At 40.6% G+C, this 26,421-nt stretch carries 19 protein-coding genes; 9 read left to right on the forward strand and 10 right to left on the reverse strand.

Translation table 11 applies throughout. The features are described 5' to 3' along the window. Nucleotides 1–38 precede the first annotated feature (38 nt). A complete protein-coding gene (locus tag ACY3LV_RS02305) occupies nucleotides 39–1,187 on the reverse strand; it encodes a glycerate kinase (protein WP_464863327.1) in 1,149 nt (382 codons plus the stop codon). A 194-nt stretch (nucleotides 1,188–1,381) separates the two neighbouring features. Here ACY3LV_RS02305 and gntR point away from each other — a divergent pair, with 194 nt between their 5' ends. The 6 genes from gntR to ahpF all read left to right on the forward strand — a co-directional run bounded on the left by gntR (nucleotide 1,382) and on the right by ahpF (nucleotide 9,133). Further along, nucleotides 1,382–2,113: a gluconate operon transcriptional repressor GntR gene (gntR, locus tag ACY3LV_RS02310; protein WP_148963226.1), complete on the forward strand. Its 732-nt coding sequence runs from the start codon at nucleotides 1,382–1,384 to the stop codon at nucleotides 2,111–2,113. Then, nucleotides 2,106–3,647: a gluconokinase gene (gene gntK, locus ACY3LV_RS02315; protein ID WP_464863328.1), complete on the forward strand. Its 1,542-nt coding sequence runs from the start codon at nucleotides 2,106–2,108 to the stop codon at nucleotides 3,645–3,647. Before gntR ends, gntK begins: the two co-directional genes overlap by 8 nt. 28 nt (nucleotides 3,648–3,675) lie before the next feature. Continuing rightward, nucleotides 3,676–5,022, forward strand: coding sequence for a gluconate permease GntP (gene gntP, locus ACY3LV_RS02320; protein WP_087991821.1), 1,347 nt, complete (start codon nucleotides 3,676–3,678; stop codon nucleotides 5,020–5,022). A gap of 22 nt (nucleotides 5,023–5,044) precedes the next feature. Beyond that, a complete protein-coding gene (gene gnd / locus ACY3LV_RS02325; protein ID WP_464863329.1) occupies nucleotides 5,045–6,451 on the forward strand; it encodes a decarboxylating NADP(+)-dependent phosphogluconate dehydrogenase in 1,407 nt (468 codons plus the stop codon). A 575-nt stretch (nucleotides 6,452–7,026) separates the two neighbouring features. Next, complete coding sequence (ahpC, locus tag ACY3LV_RS02330) at nucleotides 7,027–7,590, forward strand: alkyl hydroperoxide reductase subunit C (RefSeq protein WP_464863330.1); 564 nt, start codon at nucleotides 7,027–7,029, stop codon at nucleotides 7,588–7,590. Between the two features lie 13 nt (nucleotides 7,591–7,603). Beyond that, nucleotides 7,604–9,133, forward strand: a complete 1,530-nt coding sequence (ahpF, locus tag ACY3LV_RS02335) for an alkyl hydroperoxide reductase subunit F (protein WP_464863331.1) — start codon at nucleotides 7,604–7,606, stop codon at nucleotides 9,131–9,133. A 110-nt stretch (nucleotides 9,134–9,243) separates the two neighbouring features. Here the strand turns inward: ahpF and ACY3LV_RS02340 are convergent, their stop codons facing one another. The 3 genes from ACY3LV_RS02340 to ACY3LV_RS02350 all read right to left on the reverse strand — a co-directional run bounded on the left by ACY3LV_RS02340 (nucleotide 9,244) and on the right by ACY3LV_RS02350 (nucleotide 14,207). Continuing rightward, nucleotides 9,244–10,596, reverse strand: coding sequence for a polysaccharide pyruvyl transferase family protein (locus ACY3LV_RS02340; protein ID WP_464863332.1), 1,353 nt, complete (start codon nucleotides 10,594–10,596; stop codon nucleotides 9,244–9,246). A gap of 289 nt (nucleotides 10,597–10,885) precedes the next feature. Further along, nucleotides 10,886–12,325, reverse strand: coding sequence for a 6-phospho-beta-glucosidase BglA (bglA, locus tag ACY3LV_RS02345; protein ID WP_464863333.1), 1,440 nt, complete (start codon nucleotides 12,323–12,325; stop codon nucleotides 10,886–10,888). A 13-nt stretch (nucleotides 12,326–12,338) separates the two neighbouring features. Beyond that, the gene (locus ACY3LV_RS02350) at nucleotides 12,339–14,207 is read right to left on the reverse strand and encodes a beta-glucoside-specific PTS transporter subunit IIABC (protein WP_464863334.1); all 1,869 of its coding nucleotides are present in this window, start codon (nucleotides 14,205–14,207) and stop codon (nucleotides 12,339–12,341) included. Nucleotides 14,208–14,365: 158 nt separating this feature from the next. On the opposite strand from ACY3LV_RS02350, the gene ACY3LV_RS02355 reads away from it, so the two are divergent. Next, complete coding sequence (locus tag ACY3LV_RS02355) at nucleotides 14,366–15,076, forward strand: GntR family transcriptional regulator (protein ID WP_148963215.1); 711 nt, start codon at nucleotides 14,366–14,368, stop codon at nucleotides 15,074–15,076. A gap of 30 nt (nucleotides 15,077–15,106) precedes the next feature. Further along, entirely contained in the window at nucleotides 15,107–15,268 is a 162-nt protein-coding gene (locus tag ACY3LV_RS02360; RefSeq protein ID WP_333562202.1) for a hypothetical protein, read from the forward strand. Nucleotides 15,269–15,395: 127 nt separating this feature from the next. Here ACY3LV_RS02360 and ACY3LV_RS02365 read toward each other — a convergent pair whose 3' ends face one another. The 5 genes from ACY3LV_RS02365 to ACY3LV_RS02385 all read right to left on the reverse strand — a co-directional run bounded on the left by ACY3LV_RS02365 (nucleotide 15,396) and on the right by ACY3LV_RS02385 (nucleotide 18,826). Beyond that, complete coding sequence (locus ACY3LV_RS02365) at nucleotides 15,396–16,118, reverse strand: peptide ABC transporter permease (protein ID WP_464863335.1); 723 nt, start codon at nucleotides 16,116–16,118, stop codon at nucleotides 15,396–15,398. Nucleotides 16,119–16,138: 20 nt separating this feature from the next. After that, nucleotides 16,139–16,768, reverse strand: coding sequence for an ATP-binding cassette domain-containing protein (locus ACY3LV_RS02370; protein ID WP_148963211.1), 630 nt, complete (start codon nucleotides 16,766–16,768; stop codon nucleotides 16,139–16,141). A 153-nt stretch (nucleotides 16,769–16,921) separates the two neighbouring features. Beyond that, nucleotides 16,922–17,680 (reverse strand): peptidase, encoded by a 759-nt coding sequence (locus ACY3LV_RS02375; protein ID WP_464863336.1) that lies wholly within the window; start codon nucleotides 17,678–17,680, stop codon nucleotides 16,922–16,924. Beyond that, nucleotides 17,661–18,620, reverse strand: coding sequence for a YydG family radical SAM peptide epimerase (locus ACY3LV_RS02380; RefSeq protein WP_148963209.1), 960 nt, complete (start codon nucleotides 18,618–18,620; stop codon nucleotides 17,661–17,663). The genes ACY3LV_RS02375 and ACY3LV_RS02380 overlap by 20 nt, the downstream gene beginning before the upstream one ends. Nucleotides 18,621–18,676: 56 nt before the next feature. Next, nucleotides 18,677–18,826 (reverse strand): epipeptide YydF family RiPP, encoded by a 150-nt coding sequence (locus tag ACY3LV_RS02385; RefSeq protein WP_464863337.1) that lies wholly within the window; start codon nucleotides 18,824–18,826, stop codon nucleotides 18,677–18,679. A 425-nt stretch (nucleotides 18,827–19,251) separates the two neighbouring features. On the opposite strand from ACY3LV_RS02385, the gene fbp reads away from it, so the two are divergent. After that, nucleotides 19,252–21,177 carry a fructose-1,6-bisphosphatase gene (gene fbp, locus ACY3LV_RS02390; protein WP_464863338.1) on the forward strand — a complete coding sequence of 642 codons (1,926 nt, stop codon included), beginning with the start codon at nucleotides 19,252–19,254 and terminating at the stop codon, nucleotides 21,175–21,177. A 466-nt stretch (nucleotides 21,178–21,643) separates the two neighbouring features. On the opposite strand, the gene avs4 is transcribed toward fbp, so the two are convergent. Next, nucleotides 21,644–26,344, reverse strand: coding sequence for an AVAST type 4 anti-phage nuclease Avs4 (gene avs4 / locus ACY3LV_RS02395; RefSeq protein WP_464863339.1), 4,701 nt, complete (start codon nucleotides 26,342–26,344; stop codon nucleotides 21,644–21,646). Nucleotides 26,345–26,421 lie beyond the last annotated feature (77 nt).

Below are 26,421 nucleotides of genomic sequence, written 5' to 3' on the forward strand. Positions count from 1 at the left end.
CCAAAAGGAGGATGGCTATGCATCGGCATGTGCGCCGGCTATATGAGAAAGATCGTTTTCGCTAATTTGATGGATGCGGCAATATCCCGAGCCGTTCTTTCCATGTATTCTGCGGCATGTTCAAACGCGTCTTCAAGAGGCACGGCGCCGGGAACGATGCTAAAAAGCGCATCAATTCCATGTTGATAGACGGCATCACTGTCTCGTGATACTGATCCCGCTATGCCAATGACGGGCACATCGTATGATTTAGCCGCTTTGGCCACGCCGATCGGTGTTTTCCCATAAATCGTTTGGCTGTCAATCCGCCCCTCCCCGGTGATCACAAGATCCGCATCCTGAACTTCATCTTCAAAATCAACCGCTTCAAGCACAATATCAATGCCTCTTTTCAAATCAGCATGAAGAAAAGCCAGCAGACTCCACCCGAGACCGCCCGCTGCGCCGGCGCCCTTTATTTCCCTGCAGGCTGTTCCGAGCGCTTTTTCTGCCACATCCGCGAAATGGGTTAGGTTCTGGTCCAGCACTTCCACCATGTCGTCTGTCGCGCCTTTTTGCGGCCCGAAGACAGCCGAAGCTCCTTTTGGCCCGATTAACGGATTGTCCACGTCGCAGGCGACCTCCAGTTTGACATTCTCCAATCTGGAATCAAGCTCGCTTATATCTATTGATGCGAGCTGAGATAACGAGCCTCCTCCGAACCCGATCTCACGGCCTGATTCATCAAGAAGCCTTCCGCCCAATGCTTGAATCATCCCGGCTCCTCCGTCATTCGTTGCGCTTCCGCCGATCCCGATAATCAAATGCTCTGCGCCCGTGTCAAGAGCCGCTGCCATTAATTCTCCCGTCCCCCTTGTTGTCGTGACGAGCGGATTGCGCCTTTCAACAGGCACGAGATGAAGACCTGAAGCGGCAGCCATTTCAATCACTGCTGTTTTCCCATCTCCCATCATGCCAAAAAACGCTCCCACCGGTTCTCCCAGCGGCCCCGTGACAACCTGTTCTTTGATCCATCCGTTTGTGGCATCAACCAGAGACTGAACGGTGCCCTCACCGCCATCCGCCATCGGCAGTTTTCTGTAATCAGCATTCGGAAAAACCGATTTGAAACCTCTTTCTATCGCGTCAGCGGCCTCCAAAGCTGATAAGCTTTCCTTAAAAGAATCAGGTGCAATGATGATTTTCATCCAAATCGCCTCTTTCAAAACATGATTCACTTACACGATCTATCTCCAATGTATCATATCGGGTTTGGAAATACATACCATAAGTTATGGTAAAATTTTAATAAAAATTAGAAATGAAAGTGTTTGCATAAATGAAACATTCACGTTATCATACTTGTATACAAGTATACTCCTTGAGTGAGGAAGGTGAGTGTATGCTAGACTCCAAAGACCTGTTGTATCCCGCAAAATGGCTCTCAAAAGCATCAACTGGTGTTCGTGTCGCATACGAGCTGAGGATGCGGATCATTTCAGGCATGGTTGAAAGCGGTACCATTTTGTCAGAAAATACGATCGCCGCCGAGTTTTCAGTAAGCCGTTCGCCGGTTCGCGAAGCGTTAAAAATACTCGCATCCGAAAAAATCATCCGCTTAGAACGAATGGGAGCGGTCGCAATTGGGTTAACTGAGAAGGAAATCACGGAAATTTATGATGTGCGTTTACTATTAGAAACATTTGTCTTTGAACGGCTTGTCAAAATCGACATTGAGCCCTTAGTCAAGGACCTCAGCAAAATACTTGAAATGATGAAAGTCTCCATCAAATACGAGGACGTAGATGAATTTTCATTTCAAGACGTGCTGTTTCATGAAACGATTATCCGTGCGATCGACCATTCATACATTCAGATGATCTGGAACAATCTAAAACCCGTTATGGAAAGCTTTATTCTTTTATCAATGCGGGCACGATTAAAAGAAAAACACGAGGATTTCACAAGGATTTTAGATAACCATGAGCTTTATATTCAGGCCATTAAAGCAAAAGACAGGGCACTGATGATTCAGTCTCTTCACCAAAATTTTGATGATGTGCAAGAAAAGGTAGAAGACCTGTGGCTCTCACAACAAATGCTGGCAAAAGGAGCTGAACACAATAATGACTAGTTATATGTTAGGAATCGATATCGGCACGACAAGCACAAAAGCTGTGTTGTTCAGTAAAAACGGAGACGTGGTACAGAAAGAAAGCATCGGCTACCCGCTCTATACACCGGACATCTCAACGGCTGAACAAGACCCTGAAGCGATTTTTCAGGCCGTCATCCAAACTACCGCGAGAATCACAAAACAGCATCCAGAAAAACAGATCTCATTCATTTCATTCAGCAGCGCCATGCACAGTGTCATCGCAATTGATGAAAATGACCAGCCGCTGACGCCATGCATCACGTGGGCCGACAACCGGAGCGAAGGCTGGGCGCATAAGATCAAAGATGAATTGAACGGGCATGAGGTGTACAAGCGGACAGGAACACCGATCCATCCGATGTCGCCGTTAAGCAAAATAGCCTGGATCACGAATGAACGAAAAGAAATCGCTTCCAAGGCGAAAAAATATATCGGCATCAAAGAGTACATTTTTAGACAGCTGTTCAATGAGTATGTAATCGATTACTCCATGGCATCAGCGACAGGCATGATGAACCTGAAAAGTTTGGATTGGGATGAAGAAGCACTGCGCATCGCAGGCATCACGCCGGATCACTTATCAAAACTTGTGCCAACGACTGAAATCTTTCAGCATTGCAGCCCGGAATTAGCGATACAGATGGGAATCGATCCGGAAACACCTTTTGTCATCGGCGCCAGCGACGGCGTGCTGTCCAATCTCGGCGTCAACGCCGTTAAAAAGGGCGAAATTGCCGTCACCATCGGGACAAGCGGTGCTATCCGAACAATTATTGACCAGCCGCAAACTGATGAAAAGGGCCGGATTTTCTGCTACGCCTTGACGGACAAGCACTGGGTCATCGGCGGACCGGTAAACAATGGGGGCATCGTGCTTCGCTGGATCAGAGACGAATTTGCCTCTTCCGAAATCGAGACAGCGACACGGCTGGGGATTGATCCATATGACGTGCTGACGAAGATCGCCCAACGCGTCAGACCCGGTTCCGACGGTTTGCTGTTCCACCCGTATCTCGCCGGAGAACGCGCTCCGCTGTGGAATCCAGATGTACGCGGCTCATTTTTCGGCCTGACCATGTCGCATAGGAAAGAGCATATGATACGGGCTGCATTAGAGGGTGTCATTTACAACCTGTACACGGTGTTCCTGGCGTTAACCGAATGCATGGATAGCCCGGTAACCCGCATCCAGGCGACTGGGGGATTTGCAAGGTCGGAGGTTTGGCGCCAAATGATGGCGGATATCTTCGAATCACAGGTTGTCGTTCCGGAAAGCTACGAAAGCTCATGTCTCGGCGCCTGCATTTTAGGCCTGTATGCAACAGGAAAGATTGATTCATTCGACGCCGTGTCCGACATGGTCGGCAGCACGCACAGACACACGCCGATCGAAGATTCAGCCAAAGAATATAGAAAATTAATGCCGATTTTCATTAATCTCTCAAGATCGTTAGAGAATCAATATACACAAATTGCAGATTATCAGAGAGGCTTAATCACACACAACTAGTACATGACACGAAGGGGAGGGCACTACCATGCCATTAATCATCGTTGCAATTGGGATCTTAGCTTTACTGCTTTTGATTATGGGCTTAAAATTAAACACATTTATTTCCTTGCTGATCGTATCGTTCGGCGTGGCATTGGCACTCGGGATGCCGTTCGATAAAGTTGTCAGCTCTATTGAACAAGGAATAGGGGGAACTCTTGGCCACATCGCACTCATCTTCGGGCTCGGTGCGATGCTGGGCAAGCTGATCGCGGATTCTGGAGGCGCACAGCGCATCGCGATGACGCTCGTCAACAAATTCGGCGAGAAAAACATTCAATGGGCCGTTGTCATTGCCTCATTCATTATTGGTATTGCTTTATTTTTTGAAGTAGGATTGGTTCTATTAATTCCGATTGTATTTGCGATTTCAAGAGAATTGAAGATTTCTATTTTATATCTCGGAATTCCGATGGTCGCGGCGCTGTCCGTCACGCACGGTTTCCTGCCGCCGCACCCGGGGCCTACGGCGATTGCCGGTGAGTACGGCGCAAACATTGGGGAAGTGCTGTTGTACGGCTTTATGGTTGCTGTTCCGACAGTGCTCATCGCAGGGCCTTTGTTTACAAAGATCGCGAAAAAAATCGTGCCTGCATCATTCGCGAAAAGCGGCAATATCGCATCACTCGGCACGCAAAAAACGTTCAAGCTTGAGGAGACACCCGGCTTCGGAATCAGCGTCTTTACTGCAATGCTTCCGATTATCATCATGTCGATCGCGACCATTATCGACCTGCTTCAAGAAACAATCGGATTTGCGGATAACGGAGTTTTAGCTTTTATCCGATTGATTGGAAACGCATCGACTGCTATGATTATTTCGTTATTGGTCGCGGTCTACACAATGGGCATCGCACGCAACATTCCGATCAAAACCGTAATGGACTCTTGTTCAGCAGCCATTTCACAAATCGGCATGATGCTATTGATCATCGGGGGAGGCGGCGCCTTCAAACAAGTGCTGATCAACGGCGGTGTCGGCGATTACGTGGCGGACTTATTCAAAGGTACAGCATTATCGCCAATCGTCTTGGCATGGCTCATCGCGGCGATCCTGCGCATTTCTCTAGGATCAGCCACTGTTGCCGCGCTAAGTACAACCGGACTTGTCATTCCGTTGCTGGGACAATCTGATGTCAACCTGGCATTAGTCGTGCTTGCAACAGGCGCCGGAAGTGTCATCGCTTCCCACGTCAATGACGCCGGCTTCTGGATGTTCAAGGAGTACTTCGGATTAAGCATGAAAGAAACATTTGCCACATGGACATTGCTGGAGACGATTATTTCCGTTGCTGGACTTGGATTCATATTATTGTTAAGTTTAGTTGTATGAAATTAAGAAGGAGCTGTAACACATGTTCAATACGATTGGTGTCATAGGCTTAGGCGTAATGGGAAGCAATATCGCCTTAAACATGGCAAACAAAGGTGAAAACGTCGCCGTCTATAATTACACCAGAGACTTAACGGACCAGCTTGTCCAAAAGCTGGATGGACAATCTCTCAGCCCGTACTACGAGCTCAAAGATTTTGTTCAATCGTTAGAGAAACCAAGAAAAATCTTTCTGATGGTCACAGCGGGAAAACCCGTAGATTCCGTCATCCAATCATTAATGCCTTTGCTTGAAGAAGGCGACGTCATCATGGACGGGGGCAACTCCCACTATGAAGATACAGAAAGAAGATATGACGAGCTGAAGGAAAAAGGCATCGGCTATCTGGGAGTCGGCATTTCCGGCGGCGAAGTCGGCGCGCTGACAGGGCCTTCCATCATGCCGGGCGGAGATCGCGACGTCTATGACAAAGCCGCTCCTATCCTGACGAAAATCGCAGCTCAAGTTGGAGAAGATCCGTGCTGTGTCTACATCGGCCCAAAAGGGGCAGGGCACTTTACAAAAATGGTGCACAATGGCATTGAATATGCTGACATGCAGCTGATTGCAGAAGCGTATACGTTTCTAAGAGAAACACTGCGCCTGCCGCTCGATGAAATCGCATCTATTTTTGAAACATGGAACCAAGGTGAGCTGAAAAGCTATTTAATAGAGATTACAGCTGAGATTTTACGCAAAAAAGACGAACAAACAGGACAGCCTCTGATTGATGTCATCCTTGATAAAACCGGCCAAAAAGGCACCGGAAAATGGACGAGCATGCAGGCGATTGATAACGGCATCCCGTCCACCATCATCACAGAGTCCTTGTTCGCCCGCTACTTGTCTTCCTTGAAAGAAGAACGGGTGGCAGCTCAAGACGTGTTAGCAGGTCCGGAAGCTGAAGAAAAACACTTCGATAAAGACACTTGGGTTGAATACGTCAGACAGGCTCTTTACATGGGGAAAGTATGCGCCTACGCACAAGGCTTTGCCCAATACAAAATGTCGTCTGAGCTTTACGGCTGGAACCTGCCGCTCAAAGACATCGCTTTGATATTCCGTGGCGGCTGCATCATCCGCGCAGATTTCCTAAACGTGATCAGCGACGCATTCAGCGAGCGGCCTAACCTATCAAACCTGCTGATCGCGCCTTATTTCTCAGATAAGCTCCAAGGCTATCAAACAGGTCTGCGAAAAGTTGTTTGCGAGGGCATCGGCACTGGCGTCTCGTTCCCATGCTTAACAACCGCGCTCTCTTATTACGACGGCTACCGCACAGGGCGTTCCAATGCGAACCTCTTGCAGGCGCAGCGCGATTATTTCGGCGCCCATACGTACGAACGGACAGATATGGACGGCGTTTTTCATACGAATTGGTCTGAATAACAGCCATCAAAAAACACGGTCAGTTTCAACTGAACCGTGTTTATTTATCTTATTTCTTCTTTCCTCTAAAAAAGAGAAACAGCAATAAAAGAATCACCCAAACAACAGGAGACATAAGTAATGTTTTAAATATCATAAACAGTGATACAATAATAGCGAGAAACAGCCCCCAAGAAAATAATGTAAAAGTTGACATGCTTGTTGCTCCGTTCTATTTTTACTTTCTATATCGGTTTATTGTATGAGAACTGAAGGTATATGTTCAAATCGTATCTTTCTGCCCCTTGCCCATGGTCTCATAAAATGTTCAAATGCCTAGAACGGACTGACACATGCTGATTCACATTAGTCCCAGAAAACCCTGTCTAATTGAGAAACAGCCCATATTTACATTTTCATCTACTTGAAAAGAAATGCCAATACTCTTCCTGTCATACCTTAAACAGGACGAAAAAAAGTAAGTGAATAATGGGTTTTGGCTTGACAAAAAATATATATTAATTAATAATCGATATATAATTAGAATTATTATTGAAAGCGATTCTGCTTTCAAATACATTTAGGAGGAAGATATTATGTCTTTAATTGGAAAAGAAGTACAACCATTCGAAGCGAAAGCATTTAAAAACGGTGAATTCATCGATGTAACAAACGAAGATTTGAAAGGTCAATGGAGCGTATTCTGCTTCTACCCAGCAGATTTCTCTTTCGTATGCCCGACTGAGCTTGAAGATCTTCAAGAGCAATACGCTGCACTTAAAGAATTAGGTGTTGAAGTATACTCTATCTCTACAGATACTCACTTCGTACACAAAGGCTGGCACGACAGCTCTGAAAAAATCGGCAAAATCACTTACGCAATGATCGGTGACCCATCTCAAACGATCTCTCGCAACTTCGATGTTCTTGACGAAGAATCTGGTCTTGCTGACCGCGGAACATTCATCATCGATCCAGATGGCGTCATCCAAACTGTAGAAATCAATGCAGGCGGTATCGGCCGTGACGCAAGCAACCTGATCAGCAAAGTAAAAGCAGCACAATACGTTCGTCAAAACCCAGGTGAAGTTTGCCCGGCTAAATGGGAAGAAGGCGGCGAAACTCTTACACCTAGCCTTGACCTAGTAGGTAAAATCTAAGGAGTGCATTCCATTGGTACTTGATGCAAATATCAAAGCACAATTAAATCAATACATGCAGCTTATTGAGAATGACATTGTTCTCAAAGTGAGCGCAGGTGAAGATGACATTTCTAAGGACATGCTGGCTCTCGTTGATGAGCTGGCTTCCATGTCATCTAAAATCACAGTTGAAAAAGCTGAATTAAACAGAACGCCAAGCTTCAGTGTCAATCGTGTTGGAGAAGATACTGGCGTTACATTCGCCGGTATCCCTCTGGGCCACGAATTTACATCATTGGTTTTGGCGCTGCTCCAAGTAAGCGGCAGACCGCCTAAGGTAGACCAAAAAGTCATTGATCAGGTGAAGAAGATCAGCGGTGAATACCACTTTGAATCTTATATCAGCCTGACATGCCACAACTGTCCTGACGTTGTACAAGCCTTAAACATGATGAGCGTGCTCAACCCGAACATTACGCACACGATGATCGACGGTGCAGCATACAAAGCAGAAGTTGAAAGCAAAAACATCATGGCAGTGCCGACCGTTTACCTGAATGGCGAATCCTTCGGAAGCGGCCGTATGACGCTTGAAGAGATTCTTGCGAAAATGGGCAGCGGCGCAGACGCATCCGAGTTTGCTGACAAAGAGCCGTTTGACGTTCTTGTTGTCGGAGGCGGACCAGCTGGGGCAAGTGCAGCGATCTACACTGCGCGTAAAGGCATCCGCACCGGTGTCGTTGCTGAGCGCTTCGGCGGACAGGTTCTCGACACAATGAGCATCGAAAACTTCATCAGCGTCAAAGCGACGGAAGGACCGAAGCTTGCGGCAAGCCTTGAAGAGCACGTGAAGGAATATGATATTGATGTCATGAACCTTCAGCGCGCAAAACGCCTTGATAAGAAAGACCTGTTCGAACTTGAACTCGAAAACGGCGCTGTCCTGAAAAGCAAAACAGTGATCCTATCAACAGGTGCCCGCTGGCGCAATGTCAACGTACCTGGTGAACAAGAGTTCAAAAACAAAGGTGTCGCATACTGCCCGCACTGTGATGGGCCATTGTTTGAAGGCAAAGACGTAGCGGTCATCGGCGGCGGAAACTCTGGAATCGAGGCTGCAATCGATCTCGCGGGCATCGTCAAACACGTCACTGTGCTTGAGTTTGCGCCGGAACTGAAAGCTGACGAAGTCCTGCAAAAACGTCTCTACAGCCTGCCTAACGTCACTGTCGTGAAAAACGCACAAACGAAAGAAATCACAGGCGATAAAAGCGTAAACGGCATCACATACGTGGATCGTGAAACAGGCGAAGAAAAACACGTTGAACTCCAAGGTGTATTCGTCCAAATCGGTCTTGTGCCAAACACAGATTGGTTAGATGATACGGTTGAACGCAACCGTATCGGCGAAATCATCGTCGACAAGCACGGCGCGACAAGCGTCCCAGGCTTATTTGCTGCCGGCGACTGCACAGACAGCGCGTTTAATCAAATCATTATTTCGATGGGATCAGGTGCAACTGCCGCTCTCGGCGCGTTTGATTACCTTATCCGCAATTAATATAAGAAAGCCGCAATATTGCCAGATTGGCAGCATTGCGGCTTCTTTTTTATTCCAAATATATTGCATGTTTTATACATTTGTAATATAGTTGTAATGTTAGTGAAATATCATTTACCGCTCAGCATATTTGCTGTTTTTAAAGCGAAACGCACTGATTTTCTATTTAAAGTGCCCTGATACTTTTTGACCTTGTTCTTCAGATCTTTAATGGTTTTTTCCTTTTTGGCATTTTCTAATGCCATAAGCGCTTCCCAGCGTTTCGCTGTTTCTGTGGAACTGCAGCCGCTAACTGTAGTTACAGGCGAAAGAAGTTTGGTGTTAGATAGTTTTTCGTCAAAAGGAACGGTATCAGGAATCGCTTTCTCTTTATAAATATGATCCAATTCATTTTGATTCAGGAAGCTGATGAAATGGTCAAAGTTTTGCGCTTGCCGTTTCTCAGGCTTGTGAAAATCAAGTGTTTCAATTAATTCTGACAGTTTTGTTTGCTCCGTTATCTCATTTGCCATGATATGCGTTAACTGATGGTATTCAGCTAATTCCCGCATTCTTGCATCTTTCGGAAGCAAAAGGCTCGGTGTTCCGGCAATTGCCGCCGCGATATTCCCATGCAGCCTTGCGCCAAAGCTCAAATCAGCTTGTTTCAAGAAATCCAGCCAAGTCGGCACATTTAAAAAGAATCGGACTCTATCATTCTGGTAAGCTGGGTCTTCCATGCTGACAGGGTAATTATCCGCAGGCTTCGCTATCGCAGGCGCCCCGGCATACGTCAAAATCATCTCTTTTCGCCATTGCGGGATGAAGTAATGATTCGGGAACTCTTTCATGCTTCTCGTAATGAAGTCCAGCACATGCTTAGGAGACAGCCTTGATGAGTTAACCGTCACCATTGATTCAGGTGTGATAGTGGTGTCTCTAATCTTCAGCTCTCTTCCAAACGCATACATAGAAGGACAGCCAATTACCGTATGGTCAATGCCTTCACGGAATCCTAATCTGGAAAGGTATTTCGCTGTAATCTCACCGCGGACACCGATCATATTTGATCTCTCCAGCACGGCACTCACAAACGCCTTCACATCTTCATCAAAAGGAAAACCTTCATTTAATTTTGGCTCAAACGGAGCCCGCAAACCAACCCCAATCACAACAACCGGAATGGTTAGTTTCTTAATTAATTGGGTATATTTTCGTAAAGAAGGCACAAAATCCTCGCGGAATGCATCTGCCAGCGGAATAATATACATATCATATTTTTTATTGATTTGCTCCGCATCCGCCGCATTAATCCGATAATAATCAGGAGTAATCGTCGTTCCTTCTGTCATCAGCGTACGAAACACACTGTAGGCATATACTAAGTTTCCTACGTTACCGCCAATGGAGTTGCGAACAATCATTTCAGCTGGATCAAATGTATCAAATGGTGATATCCCAGCTCTTATTAAAATGTTTTTCAATGTGATGTTGCCCCTTCCTCACCAAATTTTTTTCAGGAGATTGCTTAGGGAACTCTATCGTAAACATAAAATCTTCAGCCAGACACCCGCTTTCATCCCTTTTTACTCACAAACTCTCTCCCTTTCTTCCGTTCTAATATTCAATTATACAAAAAAGGATCTTACAGGTGAAATCATAACATAACGATCAGCGCTGGTAATCTATTCCCATCAATGGATGTCAGTTCACATCACAACAAAAACCCGGAACGAAGCACTTCAGTAAAAGCGCTCGTACCGGGCCAGCTGCTTATAAATCCTCGCCATTCGTTTGGATCACATTTTTGTACCACTCAAATGAATCCTTCTTATATCGTTTCATGGATCCGTTTCCTTCATTATCACGATCAACATAAATCATGCCGTAGCGTTTTTTCATTTCGCCTGTTGTAAAGGAGACAATATCAATAATGCCCCACGGCGTGTAGCCAATCAAATCTACACCATCGTAAGTAACCGCTTTTTCCAATGCTTCAATATGTGATTTCAAATATTGGATGCGTTCCGGATCATGGATTTTGCCGTCTTCCTGCACCGTATCCACCGCGCCAAAGCCGTTTTCCACGATGAATAACGGGATTTGATACCGGTCATAAAAACGGTTTAACGTATATCTCAGTCCGGTTGGATCAATCGCCCAGCCCCAGTCACTGGATGTGATGTACGGGTTGTCGACACCATTTGGCAGTCCGCCGTTAACGATATCGCCTGTATTATCACTTTCTACATCGCTTTTCACAGTGGTTGACATGTAATAGCTGAAGCCTAAGTAATCAACGGTTCCTTTTCTTAAAATCTCATCATCGCCGTCTTCGAACGTAATGTGATAGCCTTCTCGTTCAAATTCTTTCAACGCGTAGCTTGGATAGTACCCGCGAACCTGCACATCCGGGAAGAAGTAGCGCTGTCTCATTTCTTCTTCAGCCAGCATCACATCTTCAGGATTGGAGGAGAAAGGATAAATCGGCACGTGTGACACCATGGCCCCGATCTGGAAGTCTGGATTGATGTCTTTTCCTTTTGCCACCGCTAATGCGCTCGCCACTAATTCATGGTGCGCCGTTTGGTACATCACTTCCTTGGCGTTTTCGTTTTCGCCGACCGTAACACCTGAATTCGTCCATAGGAACAGCGGGTTATTCACATCCATTTGGTTGTTGATCTCGTTAAAGGTCATCCAGTACTTCACTTTATCTTTGTAACGATTAAAGCACGCCTCTGCGAAATTGACGAAGAAGTCAACGACTTTCCGGTTTTTGAAGCCTCCATATTCCCTCGCCAGGTGCAGCGGCATCTCAAAGTGGGACAGGGTAATGACCGGTTCGATCCCATGCTTCAGCAATTCATCAAACACATCATCATAGAACTGCAAGCCCGCTTCGTTCGGTTCAGCCTCATCGCCTTTCGGGAAAATCCGGCTCCAGCCAATGGACGTCCGCAAGCATTTTAAGCCCATTTCCGCAAACAAAGCGATATCTTCCTTGTATCTGTGATAGAAATCAATAGCTTCATGGTTCGGATAAAACTCGTTCTCTTCAATCGTATCCGTGATTTTTCTTGGCACGCCGTGTGCACCCGCTGTCATCACATCGACTACACTCGGCCCTTTACCGCCTTGATTCCATCCGCCTTCAAATTGATGGGCAGCCAATGCGCCGCCCCATAAAAAATCCTTCGGCATGTGTCCCATGTTTTATTCCTCCTTAGCTTACGACTGTAAATAATTTTTGGTCTAACGCACTTTCTTCAATATCTTCGATGAGAATTTCCTGATACGCATGTGAATTCGTGATGATGACTGGAGTGATCGTTGTTAACCCTTTCTCTTCAATGAAAGCTTTATCAAATTCAACAAGCACTTCGCCTTTTTTGACTGTATCGCCCTCTCCCACCTTCAAGGAAAAAGGAGTGCCGTCCAATGTAACCGTATCCAGTCCGATGTGCACCAGCAACTCGACGCCAGACGCCGAACGCAGGCCAATCGCATGCTTTGTAGGCGCGACCATGACGACGGTTCCGTCAAACGGAGCATAAAGCTTATTTCCGGATGGCTCAATCGCCAACCCTTGTCCCATTGCGCCTGAACTGAATACCTCATCAGGCACCTTAGAAAGCGGGATGACCTTGCCGCTAAACGGTGCATATACTGTTTCTTCATTTGCCTGTGCCGCTTGAGGATTTTCTTTTTCCGGCTGTGCAGCTGTATCCTCACCGTAACCAAAGATCTGAATCAGCACAACAGGGAGAATAATCGCAATCGCCGCACCGATCAAAATGCCCCAAATAGACGTCGGGAATTGTTCATTGATGCCATTCACGATCGTCAGCGGTCCCGGAAGCCCCGCATACGCAAAGTAATACGGATTGAAAAAGCTTGCCACAACGGCCCCAACCGCGCCGGAAATACAGCCAAAGATAAACGGTTTCTTAAATCTCAAGGTCACACCGTAGATCGCCGGCTCTGTAATGCCAAACAAGCCTGTGACCCCAGCTGAAACGCTGACTTTTCTCGTTTCCTTGTTTCTCGCTTTTAAAATGACGCCAAGCACCGCCCCAACCTGCGCAATGACCGCAATCGTTTGATACGCCTGGAATGAATCCCGTCCGTATAAATCATAATTCGCCAATACCATCGGCGTGATGCCCCAATGTACGCCAAAGATGACGATGACCTGCCAGAAGGCGCCGATGATCGCTCCAGCTAAAGCCGGCACGTTTTCCGCCAAGAAGTTGTAACCGTTTGCAATTCCATTTGCGCCTAATGTTGTCACAGGGCCAATCAGAAGTATCGTTAACGGCACCATAATGACCATGCATAGAAACGGAACAAACAACGGTCTGACCACTTCGTTCATTCTCTTATTCAAGAAGCGTTCAACATAAGACAAAATCCACACTAAAAATAATGGCGGCAGCACGGAAGACGTGTATGTCGTTTCCGATAAAGCAATCCCTAAGAAAGAAATACTCTTTCCGTCTGCGATTTGAACGGCTATCTCCGCCCATGTCGGACTGACTAACGCGGCACAGCACGCCACAGCGATATACATGTTGGTCTTAAAATGCTTTGATGCCGTAATTGCGATAAAAATAGGTAAAAACGTAAACGGCGCCCAAGATATGAAACTAAAAACCTGATAAGCTCCTGTTTTCTCAAAACCATCAAACAATAAATTAATGATAATTAATGCGCCTTGCAGAATACCAGCAGCGGCCAGAATGTATACAAACGGCGCAAACACCGCTGACATCGTCGCAATAATCCGGTTCAGAACGGTCCCTTTATTCTCGCTTTGTTCCTCAGACAGATCAATATTGACCAGCTTTGAAAATTCTTCGAAGACTTCTCCCACGTGCTGTCCAATGACAATCTGAAATTGGCCGCTGTTCTCTACCACCGTAATGACGCCGGGCATCGATTTCACGATATCCTTCGCTTTAGGGTTAGACCGCTTCAGCACCAACCGAAGCCTCGTCGCGCAGCGAGAAGCTCCAATGACATTCTCTTCCCCGCCTACGGCCTCCAAAATGTCTTTTGCTAGTCTGCTATAATCTCTCACTTTCCCCGACATTTTCACCCACCCCTTTGTTTTGGTTACGCTTTCATTATAATTGTGCCGGTATAATTTATCAATACCCAAACAAAATATTTATCCACTAACTATATTTGTAAACGGTTTATGCTATAATTTTCTTCAAGTGATACTAAACGAATAAATGAGGAATGCGTATGTTAAAGTACCAGCAAATCGCAGCAGAAATTGAAAAGTATATAGAAGAACACGAGCTGAAACAGGGAGACAAACTGCCAGTGCTAGAAACCCTTATGGCCACATTTGAGGTCAGCAAAAGCACGATTACAAAATCCTTGGATCTATTAGAACAAAAAGGCGCGATCTTTCAGCTCAGAGGAAGCGGCATCTTCGTCAGAAAGCATAAACGCAAAGGCTACATCAGCCTCCTGTCGAATCAAGGATTTAAAAAAGACCTTGAGGATTTCAATATCACCTCAAAAGTCATTGAACTAGACGTGAGAAAGCCGACACAAGAAGCGGCGGAAAACCTCAACATCGGACTTGATGAGGACGTCTACTTTGTTAAAAGGGTCCGTTACATCAACGACCAAACCTTATGCTTCGAAGAGTCCTATTACAGCAAATCCATCGTGACATATTTAAACAACGAAATCGTTTCTCATTCAATTTTCCATTACATCCGCGAAGGACTAGGATTAAAAATTGGTTTTTCTGACTTGTTTCTGCACGTGGGACAGCTTAATGAGGAAGAAGCGGAATATTTAGGGCTGAAGGCTGGACTGCCGAAGCTGTACATAGAAAGTATTTTTCACCTGACGAATGGCGTTCCGTTTGATTTCTCGAAGATTTCTTATAATTATGAGCAGTCGCAGTTTGTAGTGCAGGCGAATAGTTTTTTGTTGTAGGGCTGCTTTGATATGGAAGAGGTGGTCGACATGTACAAAATCATCATTCCTGCCATAATAGCCATCTTCGTACTTTGGATACTATTACAGATTTCACTAGAGATGAGCATCTTTAAGAATCCAATGAATTACTTTATCGTATTCATTATCTTTTTCCTCTTTATGAAGGTGATGAAAGAAAAACAACAATAGATTGGGTGATACAAGCAGGAAGACCCCCCTTAACAAAATCAACAGGCCACATGGATTTATCTCAGAGTTTAACGACAATATAGATGCACACAAAAAGCTACTTCACTGAGAGAAGTAGCTTCCTTTATCATATGCCCATTTTGATCCATCTTGTTTTAGAAAAGCGAAGTATAATCGCATTTATGATCATGATTGAAACTAAATATAAAATAATATATAAAATGTCATTATTCCCAAGTGTCATGTTATCAGATTGTAATACTCTTTCTATTCGGGGATACATCGTGTTACCTGCCTCAAATGGAGCAATAAAACCAAACACTTTATTGCTTACAGCTACTAAAATAACAGAAGTCATCCAATAAACGATACTTACACCTATGCTAATTAATATATTTGGACATAGCATGCTTATCGTTCCAATAATGAAAATATACTGTAATATAACTGCGGAAAATAAAAACAGTAATAATGTAAAATGTGAAAAATCACCGTACATCAACGATATAATTAGCAGGCCTAACGCGATAAACACAAAACATTCCAAAAACAAAACAGCTATCTTTTTATAAAAGAAGGTATAGATGTTTTCCCCTATTAATTTGTAAAAGAGAATATTTTTGTTTGAATACTCTCTATTAATAAAAAAAGCTATAACAAATGAAAATAACATCAAACCAAACTGGGTCGCAACGGTATAGGAGCTGAAGAAAAACATCTCAGGTGTAACATGGCTGACTTTATCGATTCCTACCAGTAAAAAATATCCCAGTAAAAATAAAAACACGAACATAGATCCTAAAATAATGAAAACTTTGTTGCTTATACTCTTTTTAAACTCTAATTTCATCTTAAGCCCCCACTGTTTTATTACTCATTTATATACACTTCAATTAATTGATCCACTGAATGATACTGTTGGATTTCTTGGTGATTAAATATAAAATAATCCCCTTCTATCGCCTTTAAATCAGACAAATCATGTGTAATATTAATGATAATCTTCTCTGGGTTCTCCTGAATATACTTGTTTATGAAGCCATGAATCTCTATAACCGTTTTTTTGTCTAATGAATTCGTTATTTCATCTAGAACAATAATATTTTTATCCTCTAATAAGAAACTAAGCAGTTTTAATTTTTGCTTTTGGCCATCACTCAAATTCTTAATAAGAACTTTACCGTCGATATTATCAAGATTAAGTAAATGTGCAATCTTATTTATCTTTTCGGAATCAAACTTTTCGCTCAAAAAGTGTAATAAAAAGTCCTTAGAAACATCATGAGGTATATTCGACGAGCTAGATATTAAAGATACATTTTGACGAATATCTCTGCCAATTCGTTTGCTATTATTCAACAAAAAGTCTTTAGCAAGCTGTGATTTGCCGACCCCATTTTTTCCGACAACATGATTGATTTTCCCACTCGAAAAATGTAAGTCAGTGTCCTGAAGTAACGTTTTGCCTTTCACTTTTAAAGTATAATTCGCTATGTTCATATGCATACTCCTAGGAAATATTTACATAAAGAAAGAGACACTTCTATTTTGTTAATTGGTTACTACTGTTTTCGCTTTTGAGGTACCTCTTTCGTCTCCGATTCGGCACTTGAAGAAATGTTTTTTCGATGATTGATTTGGAGATCTTTTACTCTAGTTTACAATATATAATATCCAATGTACAACGGAATTTACCGCAAGGCCAACTCCTATAATTTGAATAGTAAGGACTAACCAATGGTTTGTTTTAAAGCGACTATATTCGTCTAAGCTGAGAAAAGCCAAAAGAATTTTGTAGCCATCAGAATTCAATATTGGAACTAAGTTCCACAGTAAAGTAGATGAGAATAGCATAAATGCCATCGTTAAAGGTTCACTGGAAATTGTAAAATGATTTATTAATTCTAGAATATTAATGATAAAATAATTGATAAACAACCCGAATAAATGAACGATTATCTTTTCATTTCTGGATAACATGTAGGTTTCATTCAATTGGACATAAAAAGCAGGGAACACATAAAAATTCAGTTTAAATCCAAATTTATCAAATTTTTTTCCAAAAAATTTTAAAGAATAAACATGTCCCAGTTCATGAAGCACTATATTCATTATAAAGTAAATAGCTATAATTATCCACATTCCCCATCCAAATATTACAGGAGTTAACTCATTTTGCAATTTTATCAAATGAATATAATTCAATATGAACATTATAGCCGTAGAGGATAAGAACAGATAAAAGAACTTTGACGACACTTTCTCTTTATAAGCCTTAAAATATGATAATTGTTCATCTGTAAGAGAATCTAAATTCTTCTTATAATAATCTCCACTTATTTTATCTTTTATAAAAACGTTATTTTGCACAATCACTTCATATTTCTCATCTTCATACTTTAAAATTTTCATAATAATATTTTTCCATGTGAGGATAAAAGTAGTTTATTTTTTCCGCGGAGTTAAATAGAGAACCACAAACACCACAAATTGAAGAAAATTCATAAGGGATATCAAAATCTTCTATTTTATTGTTTTCTTTTAAAATATCCAAGAACCATTTGAACCCTTCTTTCCTAAGAATAAATAACAGCAAATTGGAACTTAATTTTTCCACTGTTCTTTCGAAATTCTGATTATATTCTTCTCTTAAGGTTATTTTTGTTTCAAAAATAGCGGGGGAACAACACGGATAAATCTCTCCGTCATGATGATATACAATCTCATATCCGGGACAATATAAGGAATCCTCATCATCAAGATTGTAAAACTTATGTATATTTTCTTGTCTAATCCTAGTTCTGGCAGCACCAACCGATATCATTGGAAATTTTGTAATCTTTACACCTAAGATTGAATCACCCAACTCTTCCAAAATACGGTTAGACATCTTGTCTTTAGTAACTGCCATATTAAGAGAAATATCGATATCAGGGTATTTCCTGCTATGTTCTAATATGTTTTTAATACTGGACGATTTGACAAAAGGAGCATGGTACTCATCATAACTTATAGTTAAAGCTACGACATTTAACAAATTCATATCATAAAAGTATTCTTGAACCCTTTTCCTGCTGACACCCCAAAACCCATTAGAAATCAACGTTATTTGTTTTTCATATGGTTTAATGATTTCCATTAGTTCTTTTAAAAAAGTATAATCTAAAAAAATCTCCCCACCTGTAAAAGAAATTACTTGAATGGTTTTATTTTTTGCAAATTCAGTAACTAAGTCTCTTATATAATCCTTTTCCATCTTAATTGTAGAAGTTGGCGAACTAGAAAAACAACAATGATCACAAGACGCATTACACTTAGAATCTAAATTGATTGATACTGTTTTATCATACATGATTAACCCCCCCAAAAATGGTAAAGGAGAGTTAAACTCTCCTTTAGATCCCCTAATTAATGACCACTTCCAAGAATCCAGCGATTTTCTTTTGATTTCACAAAGTACCAAAGGTCATTCACTTTTGCTAACTTCTGTGATTCGTCTAGTAGACCCTTAAACTCTAAGTTTTTTACAGGCTCATTGTTTGTGTTATCCTTTTTCATAATATCCCCTCCTTCTCTACTAATATAACCCAATTATTCCATATAGTCCAATATGAGTCAACATATCGGACTAAAAATTCAGAACATTTTTTCTAATTCCAGGATATATCACTCACTCGCCTTCGATATTGATTCACTGCTACCTTTATCATATAGATTAAAAGTCATAGTTCACTTCCGAATCAAAACACACTAATAGACTACAATAGGTAAACAGATCTTCAAAAATACAGAAACAAAAGCAACAATTGCTCCCACTCTCTCTTCCTTTCTCATCTCCCTTCGTTTTCATTGTCTCTAAAAGGCGTTATGCGTTACTATCATATAAAGGTCTAATGATGAAAAATAATGTCATACTTTTAAATTCACCTGATCATGCACATGCTCATAAATAGGGGTTTATTCTAAAAAGGGGATGGACAATTTTGGAAAGCAAATACTTAGATTTACTCGCGCAAAAATACGATTGTGAAGAAAAAGTGGTAACGGAAATCATTAATTTGAAAGCGATACTGAATCTGCCAAAAGGAACTGAGCATTTTGTCAGTGATTTGCACGGGGAATATCAAGCATTCCAGCACGTGCTGCGTAATGGTTCAGGACGAGTAAAAGAGAAGATCCGCGATATTTTCAGCGGTGTCATTTACGATAGAGAAATTGATGAATTAGCAGCATTGGTCTATTATCCGGAAGACAAACTGAAGTTAATCAAACACGACTTTGATGCGAAAGCAGCATTAAACGAGTGGTATAAAGAAACGATCAACCGAATGATTAAGCTCGTTTCTTATTGCTCTTCGAAGTATACCCGCTCCAAATTACGCAAAGCACTGCCTGCCCAGTTTGCTTATATTGCCGAGGAGCTGTTATACAAAACAGAAGAAGCTTCCAACAAGGAGCAATATTACTCCGAAATCATAGATCAGATCATTGAGCTTGGCCAAGCCGATAAGCTGATCACCGGTCTTGCTTACAGTACCCAGCGATTGGTGGTCGACCATCTTCATGTTGTCGGCGATATTTACGACCGCGGCCCGGAGCCCGATCGGATTATGGAAGAACTGATCAACTATCATTCTGTCGATATTCAGTGGGGCAATCACGATGTCCTTTGGATAGGCGCTTATGCCGGTTCCAAAGTATGCCTGGCCAATATCATCCGTATCTGTGCCCGCTATGACAACTTGGATATTATTGAAGACGTGTACGGCATCAATCTCAGACCGCTGCTGAACCTTGCCGAAAAATATTACGATGATAATCCAGCTTTCCGTCCAAAAGCTGATGAAAACAGGCCAGAAGCTGAGATTAAGCAAATCACAAAAATTCATCAAGCGATTGCGATGATCCAATTCAAGCTTGAGAGTCCGATTATTAAGAGACGGCCGAACTTTAATATGGAAGAACGCTTGTTACTAGAGAAAATTGATTATGATAAAAATGAAATCACACTGCACGGAAAAACATATCCGCTGGAAAACACCTGCTTTGCAACGATTAACCCGGAACAGCCAGATGAGCTATTAGAGGAAGAAGCAGAAGTGCTGGACAAACTGTTATTCTCTGTCCAGCATTCCGAAAAGCTGGGCCGCCATATGAAATTCATGATGAAAAAAGGCAGCCTTTATTTAAAATATAACGGCAACCTGTTAATTCACGGCTGTATTCCTGTGGATGATAATGGCAATATGGAAACAATGATGATTGAGGATAAAGCCTATGCGGGCCGTGAGCTGCTCGATGTATTTGAACGGTTTTTACGAGAATCTTTTGCTCACCCGGAAGAAACCGATGATCTGGCGACAGATATGGTCTGGTATTTATGGACAGGCGAGTATTCCTCTCTCTTCGGAAAACGCGCCATGACAACATTTGAACGGTACTTCATTAAAGAGAAGGAAACGCATAAAGAGAAGAAAAACCCGTATTATTATTTACGTGAAGACGAGGAAACCTGCCGAAACATCCTGGCAGAATTCGGCCTCAATCCAGATCATGGCCATATCATCAACGGCCACACACCAGTAAAAGAAATCGAAGGAGAAGACCCAATCAAAGCAAACGGAAAAATGATCGTCATCGACGGCGGCTTCTCCAAAGCCTACCAATCCACAACAGGCATCGCCGGCTACACGCTCCTATACAACTCCTACGGCATGCAGCTCGTCGCCCATAAACACTTCAACTCCAAGGCAGAAGTCCTAAGCACCGGAACCGACGTGTTAACGGTGAAACGATTAGTGGACAAAGAGCTTGAGCGAAAGAAAGTGAAGGAAACGAATGTGGGTGAGGAATTGTTGCAGGAGGTTGCGATTTTGGAGAGTTTGCGGGAGTATCGGTATATGAAGTGAGGGATGTGGGGCTCAGAGATTATTCTCTGGGCTCTTTTTTTGGTTTTCCATTATCTCATTTAGCACTGTAAATTACAATTTTCTGCAACGTTTTAATTCATAAATACGTAAATAAAATGCCAATACAAATATAGAGTGTGCTATTTTGTATGAACAAAAAATTAAAAATGAAATGATTTGCTATCAAACAAACCCCCAAGAAGATTACCATGAAGTTTACTTATTAACATGAAAAAGAAGGGCATGGGAGCCGGAAATGATTTAAAGGGCAGAGGGCATTTCTTTTTTAAGAACACATGAACTAAATAATCACTATCAGTTAAATTTCTATTGATCTCCTCTAACTTTAGTAAATTGAATTGCATTGTGCGCATCCAATTGATACAAAGAATTATAAATAAAAGGAGAGAGCCTGACAGTAAAAACCAAGCTCTTTCTAAAATTAATATTAAAATACCGAGAGTTATTATAGAACGTTCTCTCTTAGCATGTATCCAGCTACTGATCCTTTCTCCACTAAAAAGTTTAATATTACGAGAACTTCTTGTTTTAGTTTCGTTTCTCTTTTTATTCTTTCCCGATTCTTATAAATATAACTTTTTACCAAGTTTTCTAAATGATAAGTAGTATTCTCTTCTAATTTCGCTGCCCATATATTATTGTTTTCAATTAAGAGTTTGGAAATCCAAGTGATCCCATTATTCAGATACTTTTGCCCAACTCCATTTAGTAATTTTGCTATTGAATATAAAACAGATGGAGATTCCCCCATTTTTCTCGCAACCTTACTTAAAAATCTTTTATTATTATCTTTAAACGCATGCCATTCAGATACATCTTCATTCCATGGTATCGAAGCAAAGAGATAACTTTTAATGATTTTTTGATTATAATAACTTTCACCTTTTGACAACTCAGCGACTTTGTCATAAAACAAGTCCCATACTAGCCAAAAGTTATCATAAGTTCTTAGTATATCTTCTGCCAAGATGAATTCTTCAAATAAATCTGCCATAGGTTCATTGTTATTAAAGCTTTCAATAAACGGTTGTAGAAACAAAAAAACATCATCCCTATGTGATGTTAAAACAATCCTAGAGAATTTCCTTAAGAAATCATGGCTCACTTCGTAATCAACTATATCTTCTCTATCATTCGATAATAATTTTTCTGCAAAAGCAGTTATAATATGTTGAGTAATTATTTTATGAGACTCATCATAATTATTTAATGGAATTAATTGAAAAGCTGTTCTTAAGATACATAAGTTTATACTTTTTATATATTTTATTTCATCTAAAGTAATTGAATTTGTTATGACCCTTTCTATATCTTTTTCATACTCTCTTATGAATGTCTCGATTAACTCATTCTCATATAGCTTATATTTATTTTGCTTAGGGTGTTCTTGTCTCATACTCTCTCGCATTTCATCATATTTTGGCTTTAAGTATAGGAACCCAAGGAGTAGAGATTGTGCATCATCATAACTAATGTCCCACAAATTATTTAAGATTGTCTCAGCTGAGTAATCGGAAAATTTTTTATACATTCCTATTGAATGGGAATCGAACAAAGTTAATAACAGAATGCCTTTTATATATTCTTTTTCTTCAGGAAACTTCTCTAATATAAGGGGCAATACTGATATCGCCGCTTCAACACCATCCCATATCTGATACATATAATTCGGTCTGAAAGATGAAGATGCAAATGTTAAAATTACATCTTTACAAAATTCCATTTCAGATTTTGAAAGTTCCTCAAAATAATCCCGTACTAAAACAGTGCAAACATGAGCAGGAATCGCCTTATTAGAAAGTTGAAATTCAACATCACTCTTTTTTAATTTTTCAAGAATTTGCTTAACTTCCTTCAACGCCTGTTTTGGATTCTCTTCATATTTAGTATACTCTTTGTACTTCTCATCATTTTTGACTTTATAATCAGCCCACAGTTTTAATGAAAGGTATTTCATTGCTTCAGAACTCTCTTGGAGAGCTACTTCACTATACTCCTTTAAGCCAGGATCGACTTCTGGATTAAGATTTATCTGCAATCCTTCATCGACTTCTTCAAAAGTAGGATTCATTTTTCTCCTGTCCATTCGAGCAAGAAAAAGTCTCCATGTTTTAAAGTCTTCCCCAGAATCGTCTGTACTTTCCCTATAATACTGATCAAAAATAGCCCATATAGCCTTTTGCCTTTTTTCTGCTTCCTCATCAGTTACAGCTTCACCCTTAAATAATTGATACCTTAGAGCTAGATTCTCAAGTGTTTTTTTTCTATGGCTGTCATTACACGATTTAATTCTTTCATCTTTATAAATTTTATTTTTAGGTATCAATCCAGCTCCAATCAAGTACTGACTTTTTGCATAGTGTTCAAGTATCATTCTCCTGCTGTCATAAAAAAAGAATTCTTTTGTTTGAAATAAAACCTTAGCAACATTAAAAGTTTTTTCGGGGTAGGCTAAAACTACACTTACCACTATTGCTGTCAATGAAGAAGAATTTGAGTTTTTGATTAAGTATAAAAGGTTACTTTCAAGTATTTTAGAGTCAGTATTTTTTGCTGTTTCAAGAAGGAACTTTTCTAACGCCATATGAATGGATTGAAAAACATTAGGTGAAACTTGAGTTCCCCTATATGTGTTCCAAAGTCTGTTACTTATATATTGTTTTACTACATGGGAGTCGGTAACAACTTCTACTTCTTTAACTTCAGATTTATCTAAATCTGATTTTACATAGCATTCAACTGTTTTATTTATAAACCTTAGCAAGAAATCAACGGTTTCTTTAAGTGAATATTTAAGCAACCAATAAATAGGTGTTTGAAATGCACTTGGAGGGTAATAATCCCTCTGATTCTCATCAATACAGAAATCACCTTCGACGCCAACACTATAATGAAACGGATGATGTTTTTCCTGTGGATTGAACCAGTATAAATCTGCTAGACTTAATACATAATTAGGCAGTGACTTAAGAATCTCCTGATTTTCGCCCACTTTCGATAAAATAGCATTTACTAAGTTATAATAAGGATCTCTATAATTCCTCCACTCATTTTTAATTACTTTATCAAAAATGGTAGTAAGTTCCTCCTTTATTTCGGCAGCTCCATATAAAATTGTTTGAATAAGTTTCTCCTCAATACCTTCTCCTCTTGAAAGGTAAATGTCTTCCTTAACGATTACTTGGTAATATTCTAAGGCAATTAAAGCTGATAACTTTGTCGTTTCGCCGCTTTTAAATTTATTATTCCATTCATTTATTATCGGCAATATAAAGTTAAGTTTTTCTACCTCAATTTTGTCTTTATTTTTGTAAATTAGTTTAATTATACTTTCCCATCCTTTTCCTTTTGGTTTGGTGAATATATACTGCATATAAGAGATAGAGTATTTATCTAACCCTACTCCTTTTAAATAATCTTCATCTACTTCTTTACATGCTATTCTTAATAAAAATGTTGCTCTATTTAATAGTTTTTGGTTATTCTCAAGTAACTTTTCCTCAAATAAATTAATAAAGTGATCCGAGTAAGACGACAGTAATACTGATACCAAAACTTCATCCTTCCAGAAATAGGGAATGTTTTCATCCTCAATGACTTCTTCTATAAAATTCTCAATGGAATCATCCTCGGTTAAGAGCTTATCAGACACCCATTTTCTGAAACTTCGCCGAATAGGCAGAGATTCCCCAATTTTCTTCAAGAATTCATGGTGATTTTCTTGCCTAATAAATTCAGATTCAATAATTTTTTCCAAAGCCCACTCTTCGTAAATATCATGGGTAATAAAGTATCCTGCTGTTTCATATCCCAAGATACCATCGTGCACTAAGGAATTAATTGTCGATTCATTACAATTAGGAGAAACAAAAAATTGACCTTCACTTGCTCTTTGAAATGCAATCTTCATAAAACATTGCTCTCTGGTTGGCTTTGATTTTTTTATTAACTTATTCCATAGTTTCTCTTTAAAGTTTTGATAATTAATAACTTCGTCATTATTATAAAACTTTAAATATTCGTTTAAATAAAATGGGTTTCTGAGTAACTCCAACAGCCTCGTATCGGTTGGTAAGTTAAAATTATTAACTTGAGAGCAGCCTATCAGTTCTTCCTCGCTCAGAGTTTCAATATAAAATTTGATGGGTTTAACTTGATATTGGTCAATAAATTGCATGTCCAAATCAGACAAGTAATTACTTCTCGCTGTAAATATAAATTTCCATTCATTTTTTATTAAAACAGAGACAAATTCTTTGAATGGGTCTGTGTTTTCTAAATCTAACAACTTTTCCGCCGAGTCAATTACGACTAACTTTTTCTCTTCCTCTTTGTGAGCTTCAATAAAACCCTGCAAACTATATCCGCCAAACAAATTATTTACATCATTTATTTCGAACTCACTTGCCTTAAAAATATAAAAAGGGGTATTTGTATTTTGATCTTCATATAGCCTTTTAATAACCGCTGTTTTTCCAATTCCACCTGCACCAGTTAACATCAATACTTGTTCTTTTTCGATTTCACTTATTATCCTTTCAAGAAGGGCGTTTCTATTTATTTCTATCTTTCTCCCATGGAAGTTTATGGATGTTTGTATATCCTTTAAGATAGACTCGGCATGGGTTTGTTTTTCCGATAAGAGTTGAACAATACTCTTTTCAAAACTAAAGAAATGTTGAATGATTAAACCATTTTTTATGGTAACAAAGGGTGACTCAAAGAAACTTGCAGTCCTCCATTCAATTTGGATATCAATCTCCTTAGCCTTACTTTCAATATCAACTTTTGCTTGGGGATCGTTTTGTTCAGGATTTTCAGGATTATGACTTTGCCCCCATTCTTGATTTGTATAAAAAATAATTTTTGTTAAATCTGAATAATCTCTTTTGCTTTTAATTAAGGTTTTAATTAGTTCGCCTTTATGATCCGACAAAGTTGTTTCATAAAATTTGGCTTGCCATCCTATAACTTCTTCATCTACATCAACTGGATTTGTCTCAATCCCAGATTGATTCTTATACCTAAAAATACCAAATTCTTTTCCGAACTCTTCGCAAAATAAAAGGTAACATAACCATTCAAAGTTATTCTGTGGGTTCTCACTAAATTTCGCTTTAAAAATATTCCAATCTGGTTTAATCATAAATACGCTCCTTTCTTGTGTTATGAAACCTTCTCAACCTTTTATACAAATTAAACATTACACTTCATAAAAAAATC

The organism is Bacillus sp. 11C, from assembly GCF_055486375.1.